Source organism: Sphingomonas sp. BL-S-05 (genome assembly GCF_055521695.1).
Window position 1 is genome coordinate 499,738 of record NZ_CM145499.1, and the last position, 19,162, is coordinate 518,899.

The following is a 19,162-nucleotide window of genomic DNA, read 5'->3' on the forward strand; positions in this document are numbered from 1 at the left end:
CTGCTCACATCTTCACCCGAGCGCCGACCAGCAGCGTGCGGCCGAAATGATTATTCTCGTAATTGCGGCGCGCATCGACGTCGACGATGCGGCGGCGATAGGCATCGGTCAGGTTGGTGCCCTCCAGCGACAGTTCGAGGAAGTCGGTCAGCTTGTAGCGGATCGACGCATCGACATTGGCGATCGAATCATAACCTTCGAAGATATTGCCGGTCCCCGATCCGCCATCGACATAGGGACCGCGATAGGCGACCGAGGTGCGTGCGCTGAACCGGTCGTCCTCATAATAGAGCGTCGCATTGAACTGGCGCTTCGACACATTGTACAGCGTCTCGGTGCGGGTAACCGTCGGCAGCGCGCCGCCGGGCGTCGTCGCCGGACCCTGTTGCGTATAATCGGCTTCGGACCGGACGAAGGTCGCGTTCACGATCCCGCCGAAGTTGCGCAACACGCCGGGCAGGAAGCGGAACGGCGCCTGCAACGCGATTTCGATCCCGTCGAGCGACGCGCCCTGACCATTGCCGGTGGTCGAGATCGTCCAGATATCCTGCGATTGCAGCGCGGGATTGAGTGCGGCGGGCGACGACGACACCAGCACCGATGGCGACAGCCCGGTTTCGGTGAAGGTGCCGCTGCGCGCGACCGCGACCGGGAAGCTCGCCACGTCCTTGCGGAACAGCGCGACCGAGAAGGCCGATTGCGGGGCGAAATACCATTCGGCGGCCAGATCGTAATTGGTCGCGCGGAACGGGTCGAGGAACGGGTTGCCAGACGTGACCCGGAAGTTGAAGCCGTCCGCCGATCCGCCCGGCGTCAGATTGCCGAGCGACGGGCGGGTGATGACCTTCGCGATCGCGCCGCGGACGATGATGTCGCTGGTCGGGTAGAGCGCGACGTTCATCGAGGGGAGCCAATCCTCGTAATCGCGCTTCACCGTCACGGCGACGCCGCTGTTGATGCCGTAGGACGACTGATCGGTGCGGACGTAACGGATGCCGGCATTGGCGGCATATTCGAGGCCGAACACCGTGCCCTTGGCATCGAATTGCAGATAGCCGCCCTTGGTCTCCTCGACCACGCCACGATTATTGCCGACGTCGAGCGCGAGCGCGCGATCGTAGAGGCCGGTAAAGTCGGTCACCGCATCGAAATTGGGGATCAGCCATTGCAGCGACGTACCCGACGGCGCGTTCGATCCCTTCAGCGTGAACAGTTCCGACAGCGCGTTGGTCGCCTGGAACCCATAGACGGCAGTCGGTCCGAAGGCGGTGCTCGCCGAGCAGGTGATGGTGCCCAGCACCAGATCGCGCCCGCCATTGCCGCACACCGCCGTGTCGCGGGTGAAGGCGGTGATGTCATAGTCGTAGCGCCGCCACATGCCGCCGGCGCGAACCTGGAACCCCTCTGCCACGTCCCATTCGGTGCGTAGCTGGGCCGTCTTGAACTGGTTGACTACGTCCGATGGACGGTCGCGGATTTCGGCGAGCTGGAAATTGGCTGGATCGGTGACGCTGGTACCGAACGCCAGCAGCGGCGAATTCTTGTCGCTGTAATCGTAGCGATAGCCCTGTGCGTCGCGATCGTCGAACACCAACGTCGTTTCGACGGGTACGCTGGCATCCGATTTCGAAACACCGCCGAGCAGGGTGAAGCGGAACTTGTCGCTGACGTCCTGATCCCAGGTGCCGCCGACCTGGTAGAATTCGGTCTGCGACTGGCGGAAATAATGTTCGGTGCGGACCCACGCATCGTTCAGCGTCGCCGACACCATGTTGTTGTTGTCGTCATAGGTCGGGTTGAGCACGTCGATCTGCCGCTCGTTCGAGCGCAGCAGTACCTCGCCCCATTTCTCGCGGCGGTCGGCGCGGAAGCGCGAATAGAGGCCGTCGATCGACACTTTGGTCGCATCGGTCGGCGACCATTGCACGCTGCCGGTCAGGCCCAACCGTTCGCGGCTATGCTCGACCTCGCCATAGCGCGGGATACGCGGATGGAAGGACAGGGCGGCGCGGTCGCAGGCGGCGCTGGCGATGTAGGTGCCACCCCGGTTGGGTGCGGTCCAGCAGGCGGTGCCGTCGACCGAATCGAAGCGCGCCTGCGCCCAACGGACGGTGTTGTTGCCAATCTCCTTGGTACGTGTGTCCTGATAAGCAGCGGAGATCGACGCGCCGAGCGTACCGTCGGGCGACTTCCATCCGATCAGCCCGGCGAAGCGCGGACCGACCGTTTTCGACAGGTCGTTGTAATTGGCGACCGCCGATGCGGCGACGGTCAGACCGGTCTTGCCCGCCAGTGGATTGCCGGTGTTCAGGTCGACGACCGCGCCCAGCGACCCTTCGTCCAGATCGGCCGACGCCGTCTTGTGCACGACGATCGAGCTGAACAGTTCGGATGCGAATACGTTGAAATCGAACGACCGGTCGCGGTTGGCCGATGCGCCGTCGCTCGATGTGGTCACCGTTTCCAGGCCGTTGACGCGGACGCGGGTGAACTGCGCGCCAAGGCCGCGGACGGTAATCGCGCGACCTTCGCCGCCGTCACGCTGGATGGCGATGCCGGGAATGCGTTGCAGCGATTCCGCAAGGTTCTGGTCGGGGAATTTGGCGATATCCTCGGCGACGATCGCGTCGACCGCACCAACCGACTGGCGCTTCACGTTCAGCGCGGCGTTGAGCGACGCGCGAAAGCCGGTAACGACGATCTCTGCCTCGGCATCTTCGGTAGCGGTCGGTGCCGGATCGGTTCCGGTCGGGGCGGCATCCTGCGCATGGGCGGTGCCGGTCAGCGTGACCAGCGACGTCGCGGCCAGCAGCGCGCGAACGATATGGCGGCGGTGGTGAAATTGCATTGCAAACCCTCTCCCTGTCGTGATGACACCGGGAGCAATCTGTCTGTGCCCGATCTCATCATCTGGTCGGCGAGGCGAAGAATTGGCTCCGCATCGCCGTCGAACCTACCCTGCGGCACCTTTTGAACCCCAGGATGCCGGTTTTGCCGTTTTCGGCTTGAGAAACCGGTGTCAACGCGACATTGTGCCGTCACGACGAAGCTGTCAAGAAGCGCGCGGAGAGGAAAATTCATGAACCGACTGACCTGCTTGGCCCTTGGCGGCCTGCTGTCGATCACGAGCGCGGTGCTGCCGGCCGCCGCGCAGACTGCCCCGGCGGCCACTGCCGCGACCGCCTTTCCCGGCGCACAGGGCTGGGCAGCGGTAACGCCCGGCGGGCGCGGCGGGCGTATCCTGCGCGTGACGACGCTGGCGGCCGACGGCCCCGGATCGCTCAAGGCCGCACTGGAGGCGAAGGGGCCGCGCATCGTCGTGTTCGAGGTCGGCGGAGTGATCGATCTCGGCCGTTCGACGCTGACCATCACCGAACCGTTTCTGACCATCGCCGGGCAGACCGCGCCGTCGCCCGGCATCACGCTGATCCGCGGCGGCATCGATATCCGCGCGCATGACGTGATCGTCCGGCATCTGCGCGTGCGGCCGGGGCTGGACGGGCAGCCCAAGCGATCGGGGTGGGAGGTCGATGCGATGAACACGGTGTCGGCGCACAATGTCATCGTCGATCACTGCACGATGACATGGGCGCTCGACGAAAACCTGTCCGCCTCGGGTCCGCGCTTCGATGGGGCGACGCCGGACGACTGGCGACGCGGCACCAGCCACGACATCACCTTCAGCTACAATCTATTGGCAGAAGGGTTGGCCGATGCCAGCCATCCCAAGGGCGAGCATAGCAAGGGGTCGCTGATCCATGACAATGCGACGGGCATCCTGATCTGGCGCAACGTCTACGCGCACAATGTCGAGCGCAGCCCGTTGCTGAAGGGCGGGGTGCAGGCGGCGGTGGTCAACAACCTGATCTACGATCCGGCCAAGCGCGCGGTGCACTACAACCTCATGGCGCTCGAATGGGCGGGGCATGAATATCAGGAGGGCAAGCTGTCGGCAGTCGGCAACGTCATGCGCGGCGGGCCGTCGACCGATGCCGGGCTGCCATTCCTGATGCTCGGCGGTGATGGCGACCTGCGCTATCACGGGCGGGACAATGTCGCGGTCGATCAGCATGGCAATCCGCTGCCGATGTTCGGGCGCTATGGCGTGACCCGCGCCAGGCTGATCGAGGTGAAGACCCCGCCGGTCTGGCCGGCCGGCCTGCCGGTACTGCCGACGCAGGATGTCGAGACGCATGTGCTGGCCAATGCCGGGGCACGGCCATGGGACCGCGATGCCGACGATATCCGCGTGCTGTTTTTCGTGGCCGAGGGGCGCGGAAAGGTGATCGACGACGAACGCGAAGTAAGTGAATATCCGCATCCGGTGCCGACCACGGCGCCTTTTGTCGAAGCGGAATGGGATCTTACCACGATGGAGCCGAAATCGGGACGCTATCCGGGACAGAAGGGGCCGATCCAGGAATCGCTATCGGCGCGCGACCGGGCGATGCGGCAATGATCCGCCGGGTCGTCGTCGCGGTGGTGGCGCTGCTGTGCGCCTTCCCGGCAGTCGCAGCGCCGCGCGTGCTGCTGTTTCACCGCGCGACCGGGTTCGTGCATGATTCGATCCCGACCGCCGTCGCCGCGATCGACCGGCTGGCGCGCGAACGCAGGCTGGAGCCGGTGGCGAGCGACGATCCGGCGGTATTCGACAGGCCGATGGACTATGCCGCGATCGTGCTGGTGTCGACGACCACCGATCCCAAGCGGGCCGAGACCGAATGGTTCGTGGGGCCACGGCGGGACGCGCTGCAACGCTATGTCGAGGGCGGCGGCGGGGTGGTCGCGATCCATGCCGCGGCGGACTCGCACTATAACTGGCCATGGTATGCGAAGATGATCGGCGGCCGCTTTGCCCAGCATCCGCCGGGCGTGCCGGAGGCGGAGGTGACGCGGTCGGCCGAGCGGCATCCGGCGATCGACACGCTGCCCGACAAGTTTCGTATCCCCGATGAATGGTATGGCTTTCGCGACCTGTCGACCGACCTTAATTCGCTGCTGACCTTCGATCCGCAGTCGATCGGGGCGAGCGACGTGAACCCCAAACCGCTGGCATGGGCACACCGTGTCGGGCAGGGGCGGGTCTTTTATACCGGTCTTGGCCATCGCAAGGAAAACTGGGCCGATCCCCGCCTGTTGACACATGTCGGCGGGGCGCTCGACTGGGCGGCGGGACGGGCCAAGGCGCCGGCGATGGTCGTGATCGACGAAGCATCGACGCGGGTGGCAGAGGCGCCGCCGCATGGGAAGATCGGTTCGGGGACGGCGTGGCGGATCACCGATCGCGTCCCCGGTAGGACGATGGAGTTCCGCCGCCGGACGCTCGACAAGGGCGCGGCGATCGGGCTGCACCGGATCGACCATGACGAGGTGTATCAGGTCGTGGCTGGCGAGGGCGAGGTGACCAGCGACGGCGTCACCCGGCGGATCGGCGCGGGGACGACGGTGTATCTGTACAGTGGTGCGACCGTCGGGATCGCACAGCGGGGTAGCAAGCCGTTGGCGCTGGTCGTCGCCTATCCGCTGGCAGCCCCGGTGCGTTGAGCTATTGCGGGGCGGGTAGGTCGACCTTGATTGCGTGCGTCGGGATCGGGACTGAAAACAGGATCACGGCGGCCATCGCGCCGGCAATGGCCCAGCCGAACCGCCGTTCGCGCAGGTCGAGGAGCGCCCGGAAGAGGCAGTAAACCGCTGCTCCAACGAGCGCGATCATCCAGACCGGTGACGACATGGCGGTGGGATATCATTCGTCCGCTCGATCGGCAACGGAACCGTCCCGTTAGGTCCCGGGCTGGATATAGGGGAAGCGGGCGAACAGGTCGCGTTCCCAGCCGCGCGGGTTGTCGACGACGCGGCTGACGGTGTCGAAGAGCATCGTCTGGCGGCGGGGCAGGGTGTAGCGCGGCCAGTTTTCGCCGGGATTGCCGTGCCTTGCCAGCGAGACGAAGGCGGCCTGCATCCGCTGCGACACGGCGCGGGCGGTGGGGCCGGTGCCGCAGACCGCGCCGGGGGCGTCGAGCGTGCCAAAGACCAGCGGGATGTCGTCGGTATGCGCGGCACCACCGCCGGGGCGCAGCGGCGAACTATAATCGAGCTGATAGACCCAGGCCGGAACGCCGGCGGCGGCGCGCTGCTCTGCCTCGATCACTTGGCCCCGCCAGCTGCGGGCGGCGGTGGTCGCGGCGTAGAACAGGTCGGTGGGGGAAAGGGTCGGGAAGCGCTGGCGATACTGGGCGACGACCCATTCGGGCGGGGCGTCGATCCGCAGTTGCGGGGCCATGCGCGCCGCCAGATTGTCCCAGTTCAGCCCGCGCAGCACCGGCCCGTCGAGGGGGAGGAAGGCGCGGGTTTCGTCGCGGGTATTGCCCAAAATCAGCGGGATATTGCGGCCTTGCGGGTGGGCGTCGGGCCAGAAGGGATGGCGATCGAGCGACCGCATGTCGAGGACCGGACCCATATAGACGCCGCCGCCAAGAATCGGGTCTTCGGCGTCGAGCGCGTCGATCAGGCGGGCGACGGGGAGGGTGGCGGCTTCGGCCGGGGTCGCCTTCAGCCGGGTCAGGAACGCCTCTGCGCGGCGGGTGGCGTTGAGGGGGCCGGAGGCGGTGACCTGTTGCCCGCTCATCGTCGCGGCGGCGTGGAACAGGCCGCGGGCGGCGGGCATGGCCATCAGGGTCGCGATCTTCGCGCCGCCGCCCGATTGGCCGAACAGCATGACGCGGTTCGGGTCGCCGCCGAAGTTGACGATGTTGCCACGTATCCATGCCAGTGCGAGCAATTGATCGCGTTGTCCGACATTGCCGCTGTCGGGAAAGCGCGGGTCGAGGCGGGCGAGATAAAGATAGCCCAAAGCGTTCAGCCGGTGGTTGACGGTCACCACCACGACGTCGCCCGACGCGGCCAGATGATGGCCGAAGACCTGGGGTTCGACGACCGTGCCGTTCGAATAGGCGCCGCCATGGAGATAGAGCATGACCGGTCGGTCGGCACCGGCGCGGGCTTCCGGTGTCCAGACATTGAGGAACAGGCAATCCTCCTTCTGGTTGCCGATGTTGGCACGTTGCGGACAGGAGGGGCCGAATTGGGTCGCGGCCTGTATCTCACGCAATGGGGCGGGTGCGCCAACCGGTTGAAAACGCTGGCGGCTGGGGTCGGTGCCATAGCGGATGCCGCGAAAGACATCGATGCCAGCTTCGGTGCTGCCGCGCCAGCGGCCGGCGGGGGCGGTGACGACCGGGTCGGCGGGCGCGGCGCGCGCGGGGCGGACCAGCGCGAGTGCGGCGGCACCGGCGATCATGTCGCGCCGGGTGGTGGATGGGGTCATGGTGCCTCTCCCTTGCGTCCGAAGCCGGTCTTTGCCGGTGGTGGCGTCGGGCCGCGCTCCTGCGGAGAAAGGCCCCAGCCTGCGCTGGGGCGACGGACTACGGCTACCGATACAAATTGATGGTAATCGGTGTCATCGGTGCCTGCAAGTCACGCCTGCGGTTTGGCGACCGACGCTCTGCGGATCAGGGTCGAGACGAACATCGTCGGTTCGGACGGTTCGGCGTCGTCGTCCTCATCCTCGCCGATCAGCTTCAGCGCGGCGGCGCGGGCCATGGTCGCGATCGGCCAGCGGACGGTGGTGAGCGGCGGCCAGAGGTGCGAGGCGATCGAAGTGTCGTCGAAGCCGACGATCGACAGATCCTCGGGCACGTCCAGCCCGCGCTGGCGAGCGATATGCAGCGCACCCGCCGCCATTTCGTCGTTGGAGGAAAAGATCGCGGTCGGGCGCGGCGACAGGTCGAGCAGCCGTTCGGCGGCGCGCATCCCCGATTCGAACTGGTAATTGCCCTGCGCTATCCACGTCCGTTGTACGCCGAGACCGGCAGCCTCCATCGCATCCTCATAGCCCTGTTGCCGTTCGAAGGCCGAGCGGAAGCCGTGCGGGCCGGCGATCATGCAGATGCGGCGATGCCCGGCGGCGAGCAGATGTTCGATCGCGCCGCGTACCGCCTCGCGATCGTTCGACGACACCATGTGCGCGGGATCGTCGAACGTCGCCGACCCCATCCGGACATAGCGGCAACCGATCTGCGTACAGAGATCGGCAAGCAGGTCGTTTTCGGAAATGGGCGGCAACAGCATGACGCCATAGGGGCGCTGGCGTTCGAGGAAGCGGCGGATTTCGTCGCGCATGTCGGGGGCGCCGCGATCGACCGGATGGACCAGCAGTTCGAATTCGGTGTCGCGCAACACCTCCAGCAAGCCCTGCTGCACGCGCAACACCATCTGCGCATTGGGATTGTCGTGGATCAGCGCGATCAGGAAGTTGCGGCGCAGCGCCAGCGCACGCGCCTGCGGATTGGGGATATAGCCCAGTTCGGCGATGACCGCCTGTACCTTTTCGCGGGTGTCGTTGTTCAGCAACGGCGACTGGTTGATGACGCGGCTGACCGTCTTCTTTGAGACACCGGCAAGTCGGGCGACGTCGTTGATCGTCGGTTGGCCGCTTTTCTTCATGGGGCAGCGATAGCTTGGGGCGCGGCATCCGCCAATGTCCCGCTTCGTCGATTTTGTACTCTTGTGACTGACACCGGTTTCCGTTACCCAATCCCCGACAACGAAGTGAGGCAAGGGGCATGGATAATCGCGATCGGATCGCGCACGCTTTCGTCGGCGCGCGGCAGCAGGCACGCGGGCTGCCGACCTATCCGGGCGAGCGGCCGACGACGCTGGCGGAAGCCTATGCGATCCAGGACCGCGCGATCGCGATCGACGGCCGGCAGGTCGTCGGGTGGAAGGTCGGGCGGATCAACGCGCCGCTCGACACGACGCTGGGCAGCAACCGGTTGGCGGGACCGATCTTCGTCGATCAGCTGGTCGGAACCGAGACCGAAGCCCTGCCGGTGATTGCCGCCGGGTTCGCGGCGGCCGAGGCCGAATATTGCGTGCGGATCGGGCGGTCGTCGGCCGGGCTGTCGGGCCTGACGCTCGAGCAGGCGCTGGACCTGGTCGACGCGGTGCATGTCGGCGTCGAGATCGCCAGTTCGCCCTATCCGGGGATCAACGCCGATGGGCCGGTGGTGACGATCAGCGATTACGGCAATAATTTCGGGCTGTTGATCGGAGAGGAAGTGCCGGGATGGCGCGACCTGTCGTTCCTCGACTGGCCGGTGGAGTCGTGGATCGACGGCGTGGTTGTCGGTAGTGCGAGTGCGCGGACGATGCTCGACGGGCCGATCGGCGCGGTGGCGTTTCTGGTCGATTGTCTGGCGGCGCGCGGGCGGACGCTGGAACCGGGGCAGTGGGTGTCGTCGGGCGCGGTCACGGGAGTGCATCAGATCGCGCCGGGGCAGCGGTTCGCGGCGGATTTCGGTGACATGCGGGTGGCGTGCGGGATCGTGGCGGCGGGAGAGCGGGTTGCGGGGTGACGGGTTTCGGTCGGTTCTTCACGGTTGCTCCGGCGGCGAGCCGGGATGACAGGAGGGTGATCGAGCGTCGTCGACACATGGCCGATAGCCGACAACGTCGCCCCAGCGGAGGCTGGGGCCTCAAGCGGCTCTTGCGGCGTGCTATCACCGGGAGATCCCAGCCTTCGCTGGGATGACGTCGATTTGGTTGGCGGCGAAGGTTGAAACGAGCGGGCCGTTGCCGACGCAGGATCGGTCCGCCGCGAAGGGGCAGCGACAAACGAGACTCCCGGCCAACGGGGGCGCGACACAAGCGATCGGTAATCGTCGATCGCAACGCAAGTGGAGGTGAGGCATGGAAGGTGACGGCATCGAGCGCGCGGCAGGGCGGGCGGGGCGGTATCGCTGGGGGATCGTCGCGCTGCTGTTCATGGCGACGGTCATCAACTATGTCGACCGACAGATGATCGGCGTGCTCAAGCCCACGCTGTCGAGCGATCTCCATTGGACCGAGACCGACTTCGCCAACGTCATCTTCTTTTTCCAGCTCGCCTATGCGATCGGCTATATCGGGTTCGGGCGGATCGTCGACGTGATCGGCGCGCGCATGGGCTATGCGGTCGCCTTCGTCATCTGGCAGGTCGCACATATCGCCCATGGCGGCGCGTATAGCGTGACGCAGTTCGCGATGGCGCGCTTTGGCCTCGGCGTCGGCGAGGCGGGCAATTTCCCGGCCGGCATCAAGGCGGTGACCGAATGGTTTCCGGCCAAGGAGCGGGCGTTCGCGATCGGCGTGTTCAATGCCGGGGCCAATGTCGGTGCGATCATCACCCCGCTGGCAGTACCGCTGCTGACCGTCGCCTATGGCTGGCGGATGGCGTTCGTGGTGACCGGCGTCGTCAGCCTCGTCTGGCTGGTCGCGTGGCTGATCTTCTATCGTAGCCCACGCGAGCATCGGAAGGTGTCGTCGGGCGAGCTGGCATGGATCGAACAGGACCCGGCCGATCCGGTGCAGCCGCTGCCATGGCGGCGGCTGATCGCGAAGCGCGAGACCTGGGCCTATGCGCTCGGCAAATTCTGTATCGATCCGATCTGGTGGTTCTTCCTGTTCTGGCTGCCGGGCTATCTGAGCGACCGCTACGATCTCGACCTGCTCAGTTTCGGGCCGCCGCTGGTCGCGATCTATCTCCTGTCCGATCTGGGCAGCGTTGCCGGCGGATGGCTGTCGTCGCGGCTGATCGCGCGCGGGCGGAGCGTCAATTATGCGCGCAAGGTGACGATGCTGGTCTGCGCGATCGCGGTGCTGCCGGTGCTGTTCGCGCAGTCGATCGACAATCTGTGGGTGGCGGTGCTGGTGATCGGCATCGCGACGGCGGCGCATCAGGCGTTTTCGGCGAACCTGTACACCCTGCCCTCCGACCTGTTTCCACGCGCGGCGGTGGGGTCGGTCGTCGGAATCGGCGGGACGGTCGGCGCGGTCGGCGGCATGTTGATGGCGAAATATGCCGGCTATGTGCTGGATGGGATCGGGAGTTACGCGCCGTTGTTCTTCGTTGCGGGGTCGGCCTATTTCGTGGCGTTGCTGCTGGTGCATCTGCTGTCGCCGCGATTGGCGCGGGTGGAGGGGGCTTGAGAATCACCGCTTCCGTTTGTGCTGAGTAGAGACTGAGCGAAGTCGAAGGCTCGTATCGAAGCACCTGCGTCGGTCCTTCGATTCGCCGCTTCGACAAGCTCAGCGGCTACTCAGAGTCTGACTCGTTATTGAGATCTGGCGATTTGTCTGGTGAGGGTTTTGACGGAAGCGAGGTTGCACCAGGCTTCCTGCGACTGTTCGGAGGCTTCATAGTCCCTGGCGAGACGCCGGTTTCGACCGAGCCATGCGAACGTCCTCTCGACGACCCATCGTCGCGGTTCCTGGACGAAGTGTCCGACGCGTTGCGAGCGGGTGATGATCTCGATGGTCCATGGCCGCGGATCGGCGACCGCGTCGAGCAGCTTGTTGCCGCGATAGGCGCGGTCGGCATAGGCATGGCGCAGGCCGGGAAACCGGGCGGCCAGCGCCTTGAGCAACGGCACGGCGCCATGGCTGTCCTGCACGTTTGCCGGAGTGATCCGCGCCTCGATCAATCGGCCTGACGTATCGGTCGCGATGTGGCGCTTGCGACCCTTGACCTTCTTGGCAGCATCGAACCCGCGCGGACCGCCGCTCTCGGTGGTACGCGCGCTCTGGCTGTCGATCACCACGGCCGATGGTTCGGGATCGCGCCCCTCGAGCATCCGCGAACGTGCCACCAGCAACGCATTGATCCGGGGCCACCAGCCCTGATCGCGCCAGCGGTAGAAATGATACTGTACGGTCGTGAACGGCGGAAAATCACGCGGCAGACCACGCCACGGACATCCCGACCATAGCAGATACAGCAACGCGTTCACGATCCGCCGCAGCGGCGTCCGCCGCCGTCGGCCACGAACCGACGGCGGCGGCAGAAGCGGACCCAATACCCGCCACTCCGCCGCACTCAAGTCGCTTGCATACCGACCCTCGGCCCGGCGATACCGCTCCCGGGTGGCCTCATTCCAAACCATCGTCGATCCTTTCGTAGCTTCGCAACCACGATCGAATCATACATGGCGAGGTCATCCAACCTTTTCCCGGTCAGCCTCTCAGGACGAACGGGTTGGTTGTGCATTTACCGCCTATCCGTTTGGTTCGAGCAGCTTCGAGCTTGTCGAGAAGCGACAGTCGAGAACTCGGCGTTTTGGGCAACCGGTTCTCGACGGACGTTTCTCGACTTCGCTCGAAACTGCTCGAACCGAACGGGGTTGTTGGGGGGGAGGGCGGATTACTCCCCCGCCAACCCCATCACCACCTTCCATTCGGCTTCCGTCACCGGCGACACCGACAGCCGCGACTGGCGGAGCATCGCCATGTCCTGCAAGCCGTCCGCGGCCTTCATCGCCTTGAGCGTCACCGGGCGGGGCAGGTGGCGGTCGGGTTCGACGCGGACCGATACCCAGCCTTCGTCGCCATCGGCCCGGGCGGCGCGGGTGATACGGGCGATCCCCACCGCCGCCTTGTCCTTGCCCGAATGATAGAAGAGCGCGCGGTCGCCGGCGGCCATCGTGCGCAGGTGCTTCGCCGCCGCATGGTTGCGCACGCCGTCCCATTCGGTGCCGCCGTCCCGGACCAGATCCTCCCAGCCATAGCTGTCGGGTTCCGATTTCAGCAGCCACGTCGCCATTGCCTGTCCTCCTGATAAACGGCCGGTGAATATAGCATTCCGCATGCGTTCAGTCGCTTCCTGCCATGAAATGACGATCGGCGCAGGTGCGTCGACGCGACACGGGGCAGCACGGCCCCCACGCATGTTGAGGAGATTGGCATGAAGACCTTGCTGACCAAGGCGGGCCTGGGGCTGTCGCTGGCGGCGACCGCGCTGACCGCCGCCGCCCCGGCCGAGGCGCAATGGCGTCGCGGTTACGATCGCGGCTGGGACCGCGGCTATGATCGCGGCTGGGACCGCGGCTGGAACCGCAATCGCGGCAATGGCGGGGCGGCCGTCGTCGCCGGGATCGCCGGGCTGGCGATCGGCGCGGCGCTGGCGTCGAGCGCGAACGACCGGCGCTATCGCGACCGCTATTATCGCGATCGCGGCTATGCCTATGATTATGACGATCGTTTCTATCGGCAGCGCGGATTCTATCCGAACGACGGTTATTACGCCTATCGCTACAATGATTATCAGCGTTGCTGGGTCGAGCGGCGTTACGACCCCTATTACGACCAGACGGTGCGCGTCCGCGTGTGTAACTGATCGCAAGGGCGGGGGAGCGATCCTCCGCCCTTTGCACTTGGCGGGCGGGCCGTTTTGCGGCATGGGCCGCGCCCATGACTGATACGCCCCCCGATCGCCTCTCGATCAATCCGCGCAGCCCGCATTTCGACCAGCCCGTGCTGGAGCGCGGCATCGGCATCCGCTTCAAGGGCGCCGAGCGCAACGATGTCGAGGAATATTCGATTTCCGAAGGCTGGATCCGCGTCGCGCTCGGCAAGAAGGTCGATCGCAAGGGGCAGCCGCTGACCATCAAGCTGACCGGGCCGGTCGAGGCCTATTTCCAGACGCCGGCCGAGGGCGAGGAAACGCCGGCCGACGAAGCAGCCAAGGGCGACAACGCCGAGTAAGCCGCTTCGTTACGGACGTCGCCCCAGCGCAGGCTGGGGCCTCGTGGGGCTGGGCGCGCGCTCGATTACCGGGAGATCCCAGCCTGCGCCGGGGTGACGCTATTCCTTCTTAATCCGCTTGCCGACATGCTGTTCGCCGCGTTCGGCGGCGAGCTTAACCTGCCGGTGGCGTTCGGCCTTTGCCGCGAGCGTTGCTGCGTCGCGGGTGCCGGCACAGGCGGGGCATTGGACGCCCTCTTCGAACAGCGGCGAGGCGCGGTCTTCGGAATTGATCGGCATGCGGCAGCCACGGCAAAGATCGTGGGTGCCTTGCGCCAGGCCGTGGCCGACAGCGACGCGTTCGTCGAACACGAAGCACTCGCCCTGCCATGCGCTCTGGTCGGCGGGCACTTGCTCCAGATATTTCAGGATGCCGCCGTCGAGGTGGTAGACAGCGTCGATGCCCTCGCTCTTCAGGAAGGCGGTCGACTTCTCGCAGCGTATGCCGCCGGTGCAGAACATCGCGACCTGTGTCTTGCCCGCCAATAGCGTGTCGCGGTTCGCGCGGAACCAATCGGGAAAGTCGCGGAAGCTGTCGGTCTGCGGATCGACCGCGCCCGCGAAGGTGCCGACCTTCACCTCATAGGCGTTGCGGGTGTCGATCACGACGGTCGACGGGTCGGCGATCAGCGCGTTCCAGTCGGCGGGCGCGACATAGGTGCCGACGATCTTCGTCGGATCGGTGCCGGGCACGCCCATCGTCACGATCTCGCGCTTCACCCGCACCTTCAGCCGGTGGAAGGGCATGGTGTCGGCGGTGCTGAACTTCGGCGCGAGGTCCGCGCAGCCGGGCAGGGCACGAATGGCGGCGAGCGCAGCGGCGATGCCGTCCGCGCTGCCGGCGATGGTGCCGTTGATCCCTTCGGACGCGATCAGCAGCGTGCCGCGAATGCCGGCACGGTCGAGCACCGCCTCCATCGCGTCGCGGACGGCCTGCGGATCGGCGATCGTAACGAAGCGGTACAGCGCCGCGACGGTGATTTCGGCCATCAGTGGACGAAGCGCGCCACCACGTCGCGATACGAGCGGCTGACCTTCACCTGCGCCCCCGATTCGAGGATCAGGAAGCATTCGCCATTGGTGTGCGGCTTGACCTGCTTGACGAGGTCGAGATTGACGATGGTCGAGCGATGGACGCGTTGGAACCGGCGGGGATCGAGCCGCTTCTCCAGGTCCTTCATCGTTTCGCGCAGCACCAGCGAATTGTCGCCGGTGTTGATGACCATGTAATCGCCCGCCGCCTCGATCATTTCGATCGTGTCGACATCGACGCGGAAGATCTGACCGCGATCCTTGATGTTGATGAGCTTTTCGAAGCGGTTGGCGCCATGCGCGTCGTCGCCGCCGCCATCGGCCGCCTCCATTTCCGCCGCAGTGTCGGGAGCGACTTCGGCGAGCACTTCCTTGAGCTTCTCGACCTCGGCCTGTCCGCGCTTTTCGCTCAGGCGCTGGCGCACGCGGTCGAGCGTGTCGGCAAGGCGCGATTCCTCGACCGGCTTCATCAGATAATCGACCGCCTGCGCCTCGAACGCGCGGATCGCGTGATCGCTATAGGCGGTGACGAACACCACCAGCGGCGGTTCCACCTCCATCAGCCCCTGCACCACCGAGAAGCCGTCGAACCCGGGCATCTGGATGTCGAGGAAGACGAGGTCCGGCTTGTGGGTCTTGATCGAACGGATCGCTTCGCGCCCGTTCTGGCATTTGTCGATGATCTCGACATCCTCATGCGCCTGCAACCGCAGTTCGAGGCCCTGAATCGCCAACGATTCGTCGTCGACAAGGATGGTACGGATGGTCATGCAGCCTCTTTGGTAACGTCTTGCGTCTGGAACGGCAGTTCGATCTCGACCACGAACCCGCCCCCGTTGCCCGAACGGGTGTCGAACCGATGGTCGGGACCATATGCCTGCGCCAGCCGGTCCCGGATATTCTGAATGCCGACACCGGTGGAAAGCGTCGGCCGCTTCGGCCCGTCGATCAAGCCGGGGCCGGTATCGGACACGGCGATCTGCACCCGATCCCCGGCCAGTCGAGCGGTGATGGCGATATCGGCGCCATCCTCCTGCGGGGTCACCGCATATTTGATGGCGTTTTCGACCAGCGGCTGCAGCAGCAGCGAGGGCAGCCGCGCGTGCATGACGCGGGCGTCGATATCGAATTCGGTACGCAGGCGATGTTCGAACCGCATCTTTTCGATATCGAGATACAGTTTCAGCGTTTCAACCTCCTGCTCCAGCGTGACGTGCGCAGTCGGTTCGTTAGCGAGCGTGTAGCGCAGGAACGAGGCGAGGCGGCTGAGCATCACATTCGCCTTCTCGGTCTGTTTCAGCAGCACCAGCGTCGAGATCGAATTGAGCGTGTTGAACAGGAAATGGGGGTTGAGCTGATAGCGCAGCATGGCGAGCTGCGCGGTCGACGCCTGCATCTCCAGCATCCGCATCTCGTCGACCTGCTGTTCGACGACCAGATAGAAGTTGATCCCGAAATAGGCCGCCGACCAGCCCGCCAGCACGGTGAAGTTGATGAACAGCGTGCCGAGCACCAGCGAGAAGCTGACATCGGGCGACACGTTGCGGATGAAGGTGAAGACGAAGGCGTCGATCAGCGAATAGGCGAAGGTCGCCGCCGACAAGGTGCACAGCGTCAGGAAAATCGCCGGCACGCGCGGCAGCGAGCGATAATAGCCGTAGAGGACGCTCATCAGCAGCGTCAGGCAATAGCCGACGATGACCTCGACGATATTCGCCAGCACGCTTTTGAGCGACGCGGCGTTCGACAGCGTCGAGACCGAGCGCAGGATCAGATAGCCGGTCCAGCCGGCAGCCTGCAGCAGCCAGAAGGCGCGGTTCTTCTGTTCGAAGAACGGGCGCGAGAAAATGGCGGGCTTAAGCGTCATGCGCTCCGTCGCAAGTGTGGCCCCCCGGTTGCCGTCATATCGCGGCGGGGGCGGGTTGGGAACCGGGCTTTAGCGGAACGCGCCCCAAACGAAAACCGCCGCCCCGTTGCCGGGACGGCGGTTCGCGTCGGTTGGTTCGGGTAGGGCTTAGAAGCCGACGATCAGCGAACCGATGACAGCGCGCGGCGGGCCGAAGTTCACGAACGCCGTCCCGGCGCCGGTCAGGCTGCCCGGGAACGAGCCGACATAGAATTCGTCGAACAGGTTGGTGACGTTCAGCTGGAACGCGGTCTTCGGCAGGCCGACGCTGGCGAGCGAGTAGCGCAGATCGAGATCGACGACGGTGTAGCCGTTGAATTCCACCGTGTTGATGTCGTTCAGGAAACGCTCGCTGGTGTACTTGGCCTGCGCGCCGAGCTGGAAGTCGCCCAGCGTCCCCTGGACGCGGCCGCCGGCCAGCCATTCGGGAGCGCCACGCTCACGCTTCCCGGCGGTCGGGAAGAAGGTCGTCGCGCTGGCACGCACGTCGTTCATGATCTCCGAACCGATGTACGAACCGAAGGCATAGAACAGCAGGTCGCGGACCGGACGGTACGAGATGCTGGCGTCGACGCCGTACTTCTTCACGTCACCGAGGTTGGTGTCGATGTTGCAGTCGCAATCGATGTTGTAGGCCGACACCAGCCGGTTCTTGTACTGCGAATACCATGGCGAGACGGCGGCCTGCACCTTGCTCGACGTGTAGCGGAAGCCGGCGTCGAAGCTGTGCGAGGTTTCGGCTGCCGGGTTGGCAGCATCCGAACCGACCGGGGCGTAGAGCGAGTTGTACAGTGCATCGGTGCCGGGGACCGACACGTTGCGGGCATAGTTCACCGCAAAGCTGAACGCCGGGGTGAAGTTGTAGGTCATGCCGACGTTCGGCGTGAACTGGTTGTAGTTCAGCGTGCGCGACACAGGTGCGGCCGCACCCGTCGGGCGACCGGTAGCCGTCACGACATACGGATTAGCGGCGGTGTAGCCGGCGACCGTGCCGCCGGCCGGGCAATCGACGTTGCCGTTGCTGGCGGTGGTGAAGCAATATTGGTTCAGATCGCGCGTGAAGAACCGGCCGCTGCCGCCGACCAGAACAGTCAGCGTGTCGTCGAAGAAGCGGCCGCGATATTCGGCGGCGACGAGGTGCAGCGTCGCGATCGAACGACGATCACGCTTTTGCAGGACGTTGCCATTGGCATCGGCCAGCGGGTTGTTGGACGCGAAAACGTCGAACGGTTCGGCATTGCTGTACAGCGCGCCGCCTTCGCCGGTCTGGCGATGGGTGGCGGTGTCGAGCGAGTACGAGACGCGCAGACGGTTCGCCGGATCGATTTCATAGGCGAGGTTGACGATCGCGTTGTAGCGGTCGGTCCGCGTCTGGCTGGGGTTCGAGATCAGGACGCGATCGAGTACGTCACCGTCGCCATTCAGGTCACGGCCGTAATAATAGGTGCCGCCGAATACGCCGGTCAGGTCGCGCGACGTCCCCGAGGTGAAGAACTGTTCACGCGCAACCGCGACGCCACCGCCATTGGCCTTCACATATTGATAGGCACCGTCGACCGACAGGGTCAGCGCATCGGCGAGATGGAACAGCGAGTTCAGGCGCACATTGCCCGTGTTCGACGGGTTGTAGCGGCGTTCGAAGTCGGTGCCGCAATAGTTGGACGACGGTTCGACCTGCGCGGTGCCGGCGATCGGGGTGATCCGGTTGCAAGGCCAGCCGCCGGCGAGATTGTAGAAGCGGCTACGCTTGTTTGCCTGCACCGCACCGGCCGTGCCGGTGAACGAGTCGGCGCGCAGCGACGAACCACCGAAGTTGTTGCGGTTTTCGTTATAATGGCCTGCGATCGAAACGAAGTCGCCATTGCCGCCGATTTCCTGACGGATCTTGGCGTTATACTGCTGCTTGTCGACCTTGCCGTAGTTGGCGAAGCTCGCCTTGTTGTAGGCGGTCGACGCGGCGACCCATGCGGTCGTGCCCTTGCCGGTGAAGTCGCCGGTCTGGATCAGGCCGAACACGCGGTGGAACGGCCGGTCGCCCGCGCCGTCGGCGACGATGTTGCCGTAGCTGGCGACCAGCGACGCGCCGAGTTCGTTCGACGGGCGCAGCGAGTTGATGTTGACGGTGCCGCCGACCGCCGCCGCCGTCGGGCTGTCGACGTCGGTCGAGCCGAGATTGACGTTGATGTTTTCGACCAGTTCGGGGTCGAGCTGCTGGTTCGAATACAGGGCATAGTTGCCCGAATCGTTCAGCGGCAGACCGTCGAAGGTCTGCGCGATGCGGTTCGAATCGAAGCCGCGGATCGTGAACGAGCCGCCCGACGAACCGAACGGATCGTTGTTGGTGAAGCTGACGCCGGGGACCAGGTTGATGATCTGATTGACGCTCTGGCCGGGCTGCTGAACCTGGATCAGTTCCTGGCTCACCTCGATCTTCGCCTTGGGCGAATCCGGGATGCGAATGCCGCCGACGTCGCGCTGCGTCGTCCCAGTAACGACGATTTCCTGGTCATCGAAATCCTGCGAGCCGGTCGACTGCGCAAAGGCCGAGGCCGGGAGCAGGAGCGCGGCAAAGGCCACGCCGGCATAGAGCTTGGTGTTCATAGGTCCCCT

Annotated in this window: 16 protein-coding genes; 6 read left to right on the top strand and 10 right to left on the bottom strand. The window is 65.3% G+C overall.

The features are described from left to right. Positions 1 to 4: 4 nt before the first annotated feature. Positions 5 to 2,848, bottom strand: coding sequence for a TonB-dependent receptor (locus ACZ1JS_RS02080; protein ID WP_465167499.1), 2,844 nt, complete (start codon positions 2,846 to 2,848; stop codon positions 5 to 7). Positions 2,849 to 3,079: 231 nt separating this feature from the next. Between ACZ1JS_RS02080 and ACZ1JS_RS02085 the strand changes: the two genes are divergently transcribed. Then, positions 3,080 to 4,459, top strand: coding sequence for a pectate lyase family protein (locus tag ACZ1JS_RS02085; RefSeq protein ID WP_465167500.1), 1,380 nt, complete (start codon positions 3,080 to 3,082; stop codon positions 4,457 to 4,459). Then, a complete protein-coding gene (locus tag ACZ1JS_RS02090) occupies positions 4,456 to 5,544 on the top strand; it encodes a ThuA domain-containing protein (protein ID WP_465167501.1) in 1,089 nt (362 codons plus the stop codon). Before ACZ1JS_RS02085 ends, ACZ1JS_RS02090 begins: the two co-directional genes overlap by 4 nt. A 1-nt stretch (position 5,545) precedes the next feature. Here ACZ1JS_RS02090 and ACZ1JS_RS02095 read toward each other — a convergent pair whose 3' ends face one another. The 3 genes from ACZ1JS_RS02095 to ACZ1JS_RS02105 all read right to left on the bottom strand — a co-directional run bounded on the left by ACZ1JS_RS02095 (position 5,546) and on the right by ACZ1JS_RS02105 (position 8,502). Further along, positions 5,546 to 5,713, bottom strand: a complete 168-nt coding sequence (locus ACZ1JS_RS02095; protein WP_465167502.1) for a hypothetical protein — start codon at positions 5,711 to 5,713, stop codon at positions 5,546 to 5,548. A gap of 66 nt (positions 5,714 to 5,779) precedes the next feature. Further along, on the bottom strand, positions 5,780 to 7,324 hold the full coding sequence (locus ACZ1JS_RS02100; RefSeq protein WP_465167503.1) for a carboxylesterase/lipase family protein: 1,545 nt from the start codon (positions 7,322 to 7,324) through the stop codon (positions 5,780 to 5,782). A 149-nt stretch (positions 7,325 to 7,473) separates the two neighbouring features. After that, positions 7,474 to 8,502 (bottom strand): LacI family DNA-binding transcriptional regulator, encoded by a 1,029-nt coding sequence (locus ACZ1JS_RS02105; RefSeq protein WP_465167504.1) that lies wholly within the window; start codon positions 8,500 to 8,502, stop codon positions 7,474 to 7,476. Positions 8,503 to 8,621: 119 nt separating this feature from the next. On the opposite strand from ACZ1JS_RS02105, the gene ACZ1JS_RS02110 reads away from it, so the two are divergent. Continuing rightward, positions 8,622 to 9,413 carry a 2-keto-4-pentenoate hydratase gene (locus ACZ1JS_RS02110; protein ID WP_465167505.1) on the top strand — a complete coding sequence of 264 codons (792 nt, stop codon included), beginning with the start codon at positions 8,622 to 8,624 and terminating at the stop codon, positions 9,411 to 9,413. A gap of 334 nt (positions 9,414 to 9,747) precedes the next feature. Continuing rightward, entirely contained in the window at positions 9,748 to 11,025 is a 1,278-nt protein-coding gene (locus tag ACZ1JS_RS02115) for an MFS transporter (RefSeq protein ID WP_465167506.1), read from the top strand. Between the two features lie 125 nt (positions 11,026 to 11,150). Here the strand turns inward: ACZ1JS_RS02115 and ACZ1JS_RS02120 are convergent, their stop codons facing one another. Together ACZ1JS_RS02120 and ACZ1JS_RS02125 are read right to left on the bottom strand one after the other, a co-directional pair. Next, complete coding sequence (locus tag ACZ1JS_RS02120; protein ID WP_465165962.1) at positions 11,151 to 11,978, bottom strand: IS5 family transposase; 828 nt, start codon at positions 11,976 to 11,978, stop codon at positions 11,151 to 11,153. A gap of 257 nt (positions 11,979 to 12,235) precedes the next feature. Continuing rightward, complete coding sequence (locus tag ACZ1JS_RS02125; protein WP_465167507.1) at positions 12,236 to 12,634, bottom strand: EVE domain-containing protein; 399 nt, start codon at positions 12,632 to 12,634, stop codon at positions 12,236 to 12,238. Between the two features lie 141 nt (positions 12,635 to 12,775). On the opposite strand from ACZ1JS_RS02125, the gene ACZ1JS_RS02130 reads away from it, so the two are divergent. Both ACZ1JS_RS02130 and ACZ1JS_RS02135 read left to right on the top strand, forming a co-directional pair. Next, positions 12,776 to 13,207 carry a hypothetical protein gene (locus tag ACZ1JS_RS02130; RefSeq protein ID WP_242117159.1) on the top strand — a complete coding sequence of 144 codons (432 nt, stop codon included), beginning with the start codon at positions 12,776 to 12,778 and terminating at the stop codon, positions 13,205 to 13,207. A 74-nt stretch (positions 13,208 to 13,281) separates the two neighbouring features. Beyond that, positions 13,282 to 13,575: a DUF3297 family protein gene (locus tag ACZ1JS_RS02135; RefSeq protein WP_465167508.1), complete on the top strand. Its 294-nt coding sequence runs from the start codon at positions 13,282 to 13,284 to the stop codon at positions 13,573 to 13,575. 99 nt (positions 13,576 to 13,674) lie between these two features. Here the strand turns inward: ACZ1JS_RS02135 and trhO are convergent, their stop codons facing one another. The 4 genes from trhO to ACZ1JS_RS02155 all read right to left on the bottom strand — a co-directional run bounded on the left by trhO (position 13,675) and on the right by ACZ1JS_RS02155 (position 19,153). Next, positions 13,675 to 14,604: an oxygen-dependent tRNA uridine(34) hydroxylase TrhO gene (trhO, locus tag ACZ1JS_RS02140; protein ID WP_465167509.1), complete on the bottom strand. Its 930-nt coding sequence runs from the start codon at positions 14,602 to 14,604 to the stop codon at positions 13,675 to 13,677. Next, positions 14,604 to 15,416: a LytR/AlgR family response regulator transcription factor gene (locus tag ACZ1JS_RS02145; RefSeq protein WP_056506582.1), complete on the bottom strand. Its 813-nt coding sequence runs from the start codon at positions 15,414 to 15,416 to the stop codon at positions 14,604 to 14,606. Before ACZ1JS_RS02145 ends, trhO begins: the two co-directional genes overlap by 1 nt. After that, positions 15,413 to 16,513: a sensor histidine kinase gene (locus ACZ1JS_RS02150; protein WP_242117166.1), complete on the bottom strand. Its 1,101-nt coding sequence runs from the start codon at positions 16,511 to 16,513 to the stop codon at positions 15,413 to 15,415. The genes ACZ1JS_RS02145 and ACZ1JS_RS02150 overlap by 4 nt, the downstream gene beginning before the upstream one ends. 147 nt (positions 16,514 to 16,660) lie before the next feature. Further along, positions 16,661 to 19,153 carry a TonB-dependent receptor gene (locus ACZ1JS_RS02155; protein WP_465167510.1) on the bottom strand — a complete coding sequence of 831 codons (2,493 nt, stop codon included), beginning with the start codon at positions 19,151 to 19,153 and terminating at the stop codon, positions 16,661 to 16,663. Positions 19,154 to 19,162: the final 9 nt, after the last annotated feature.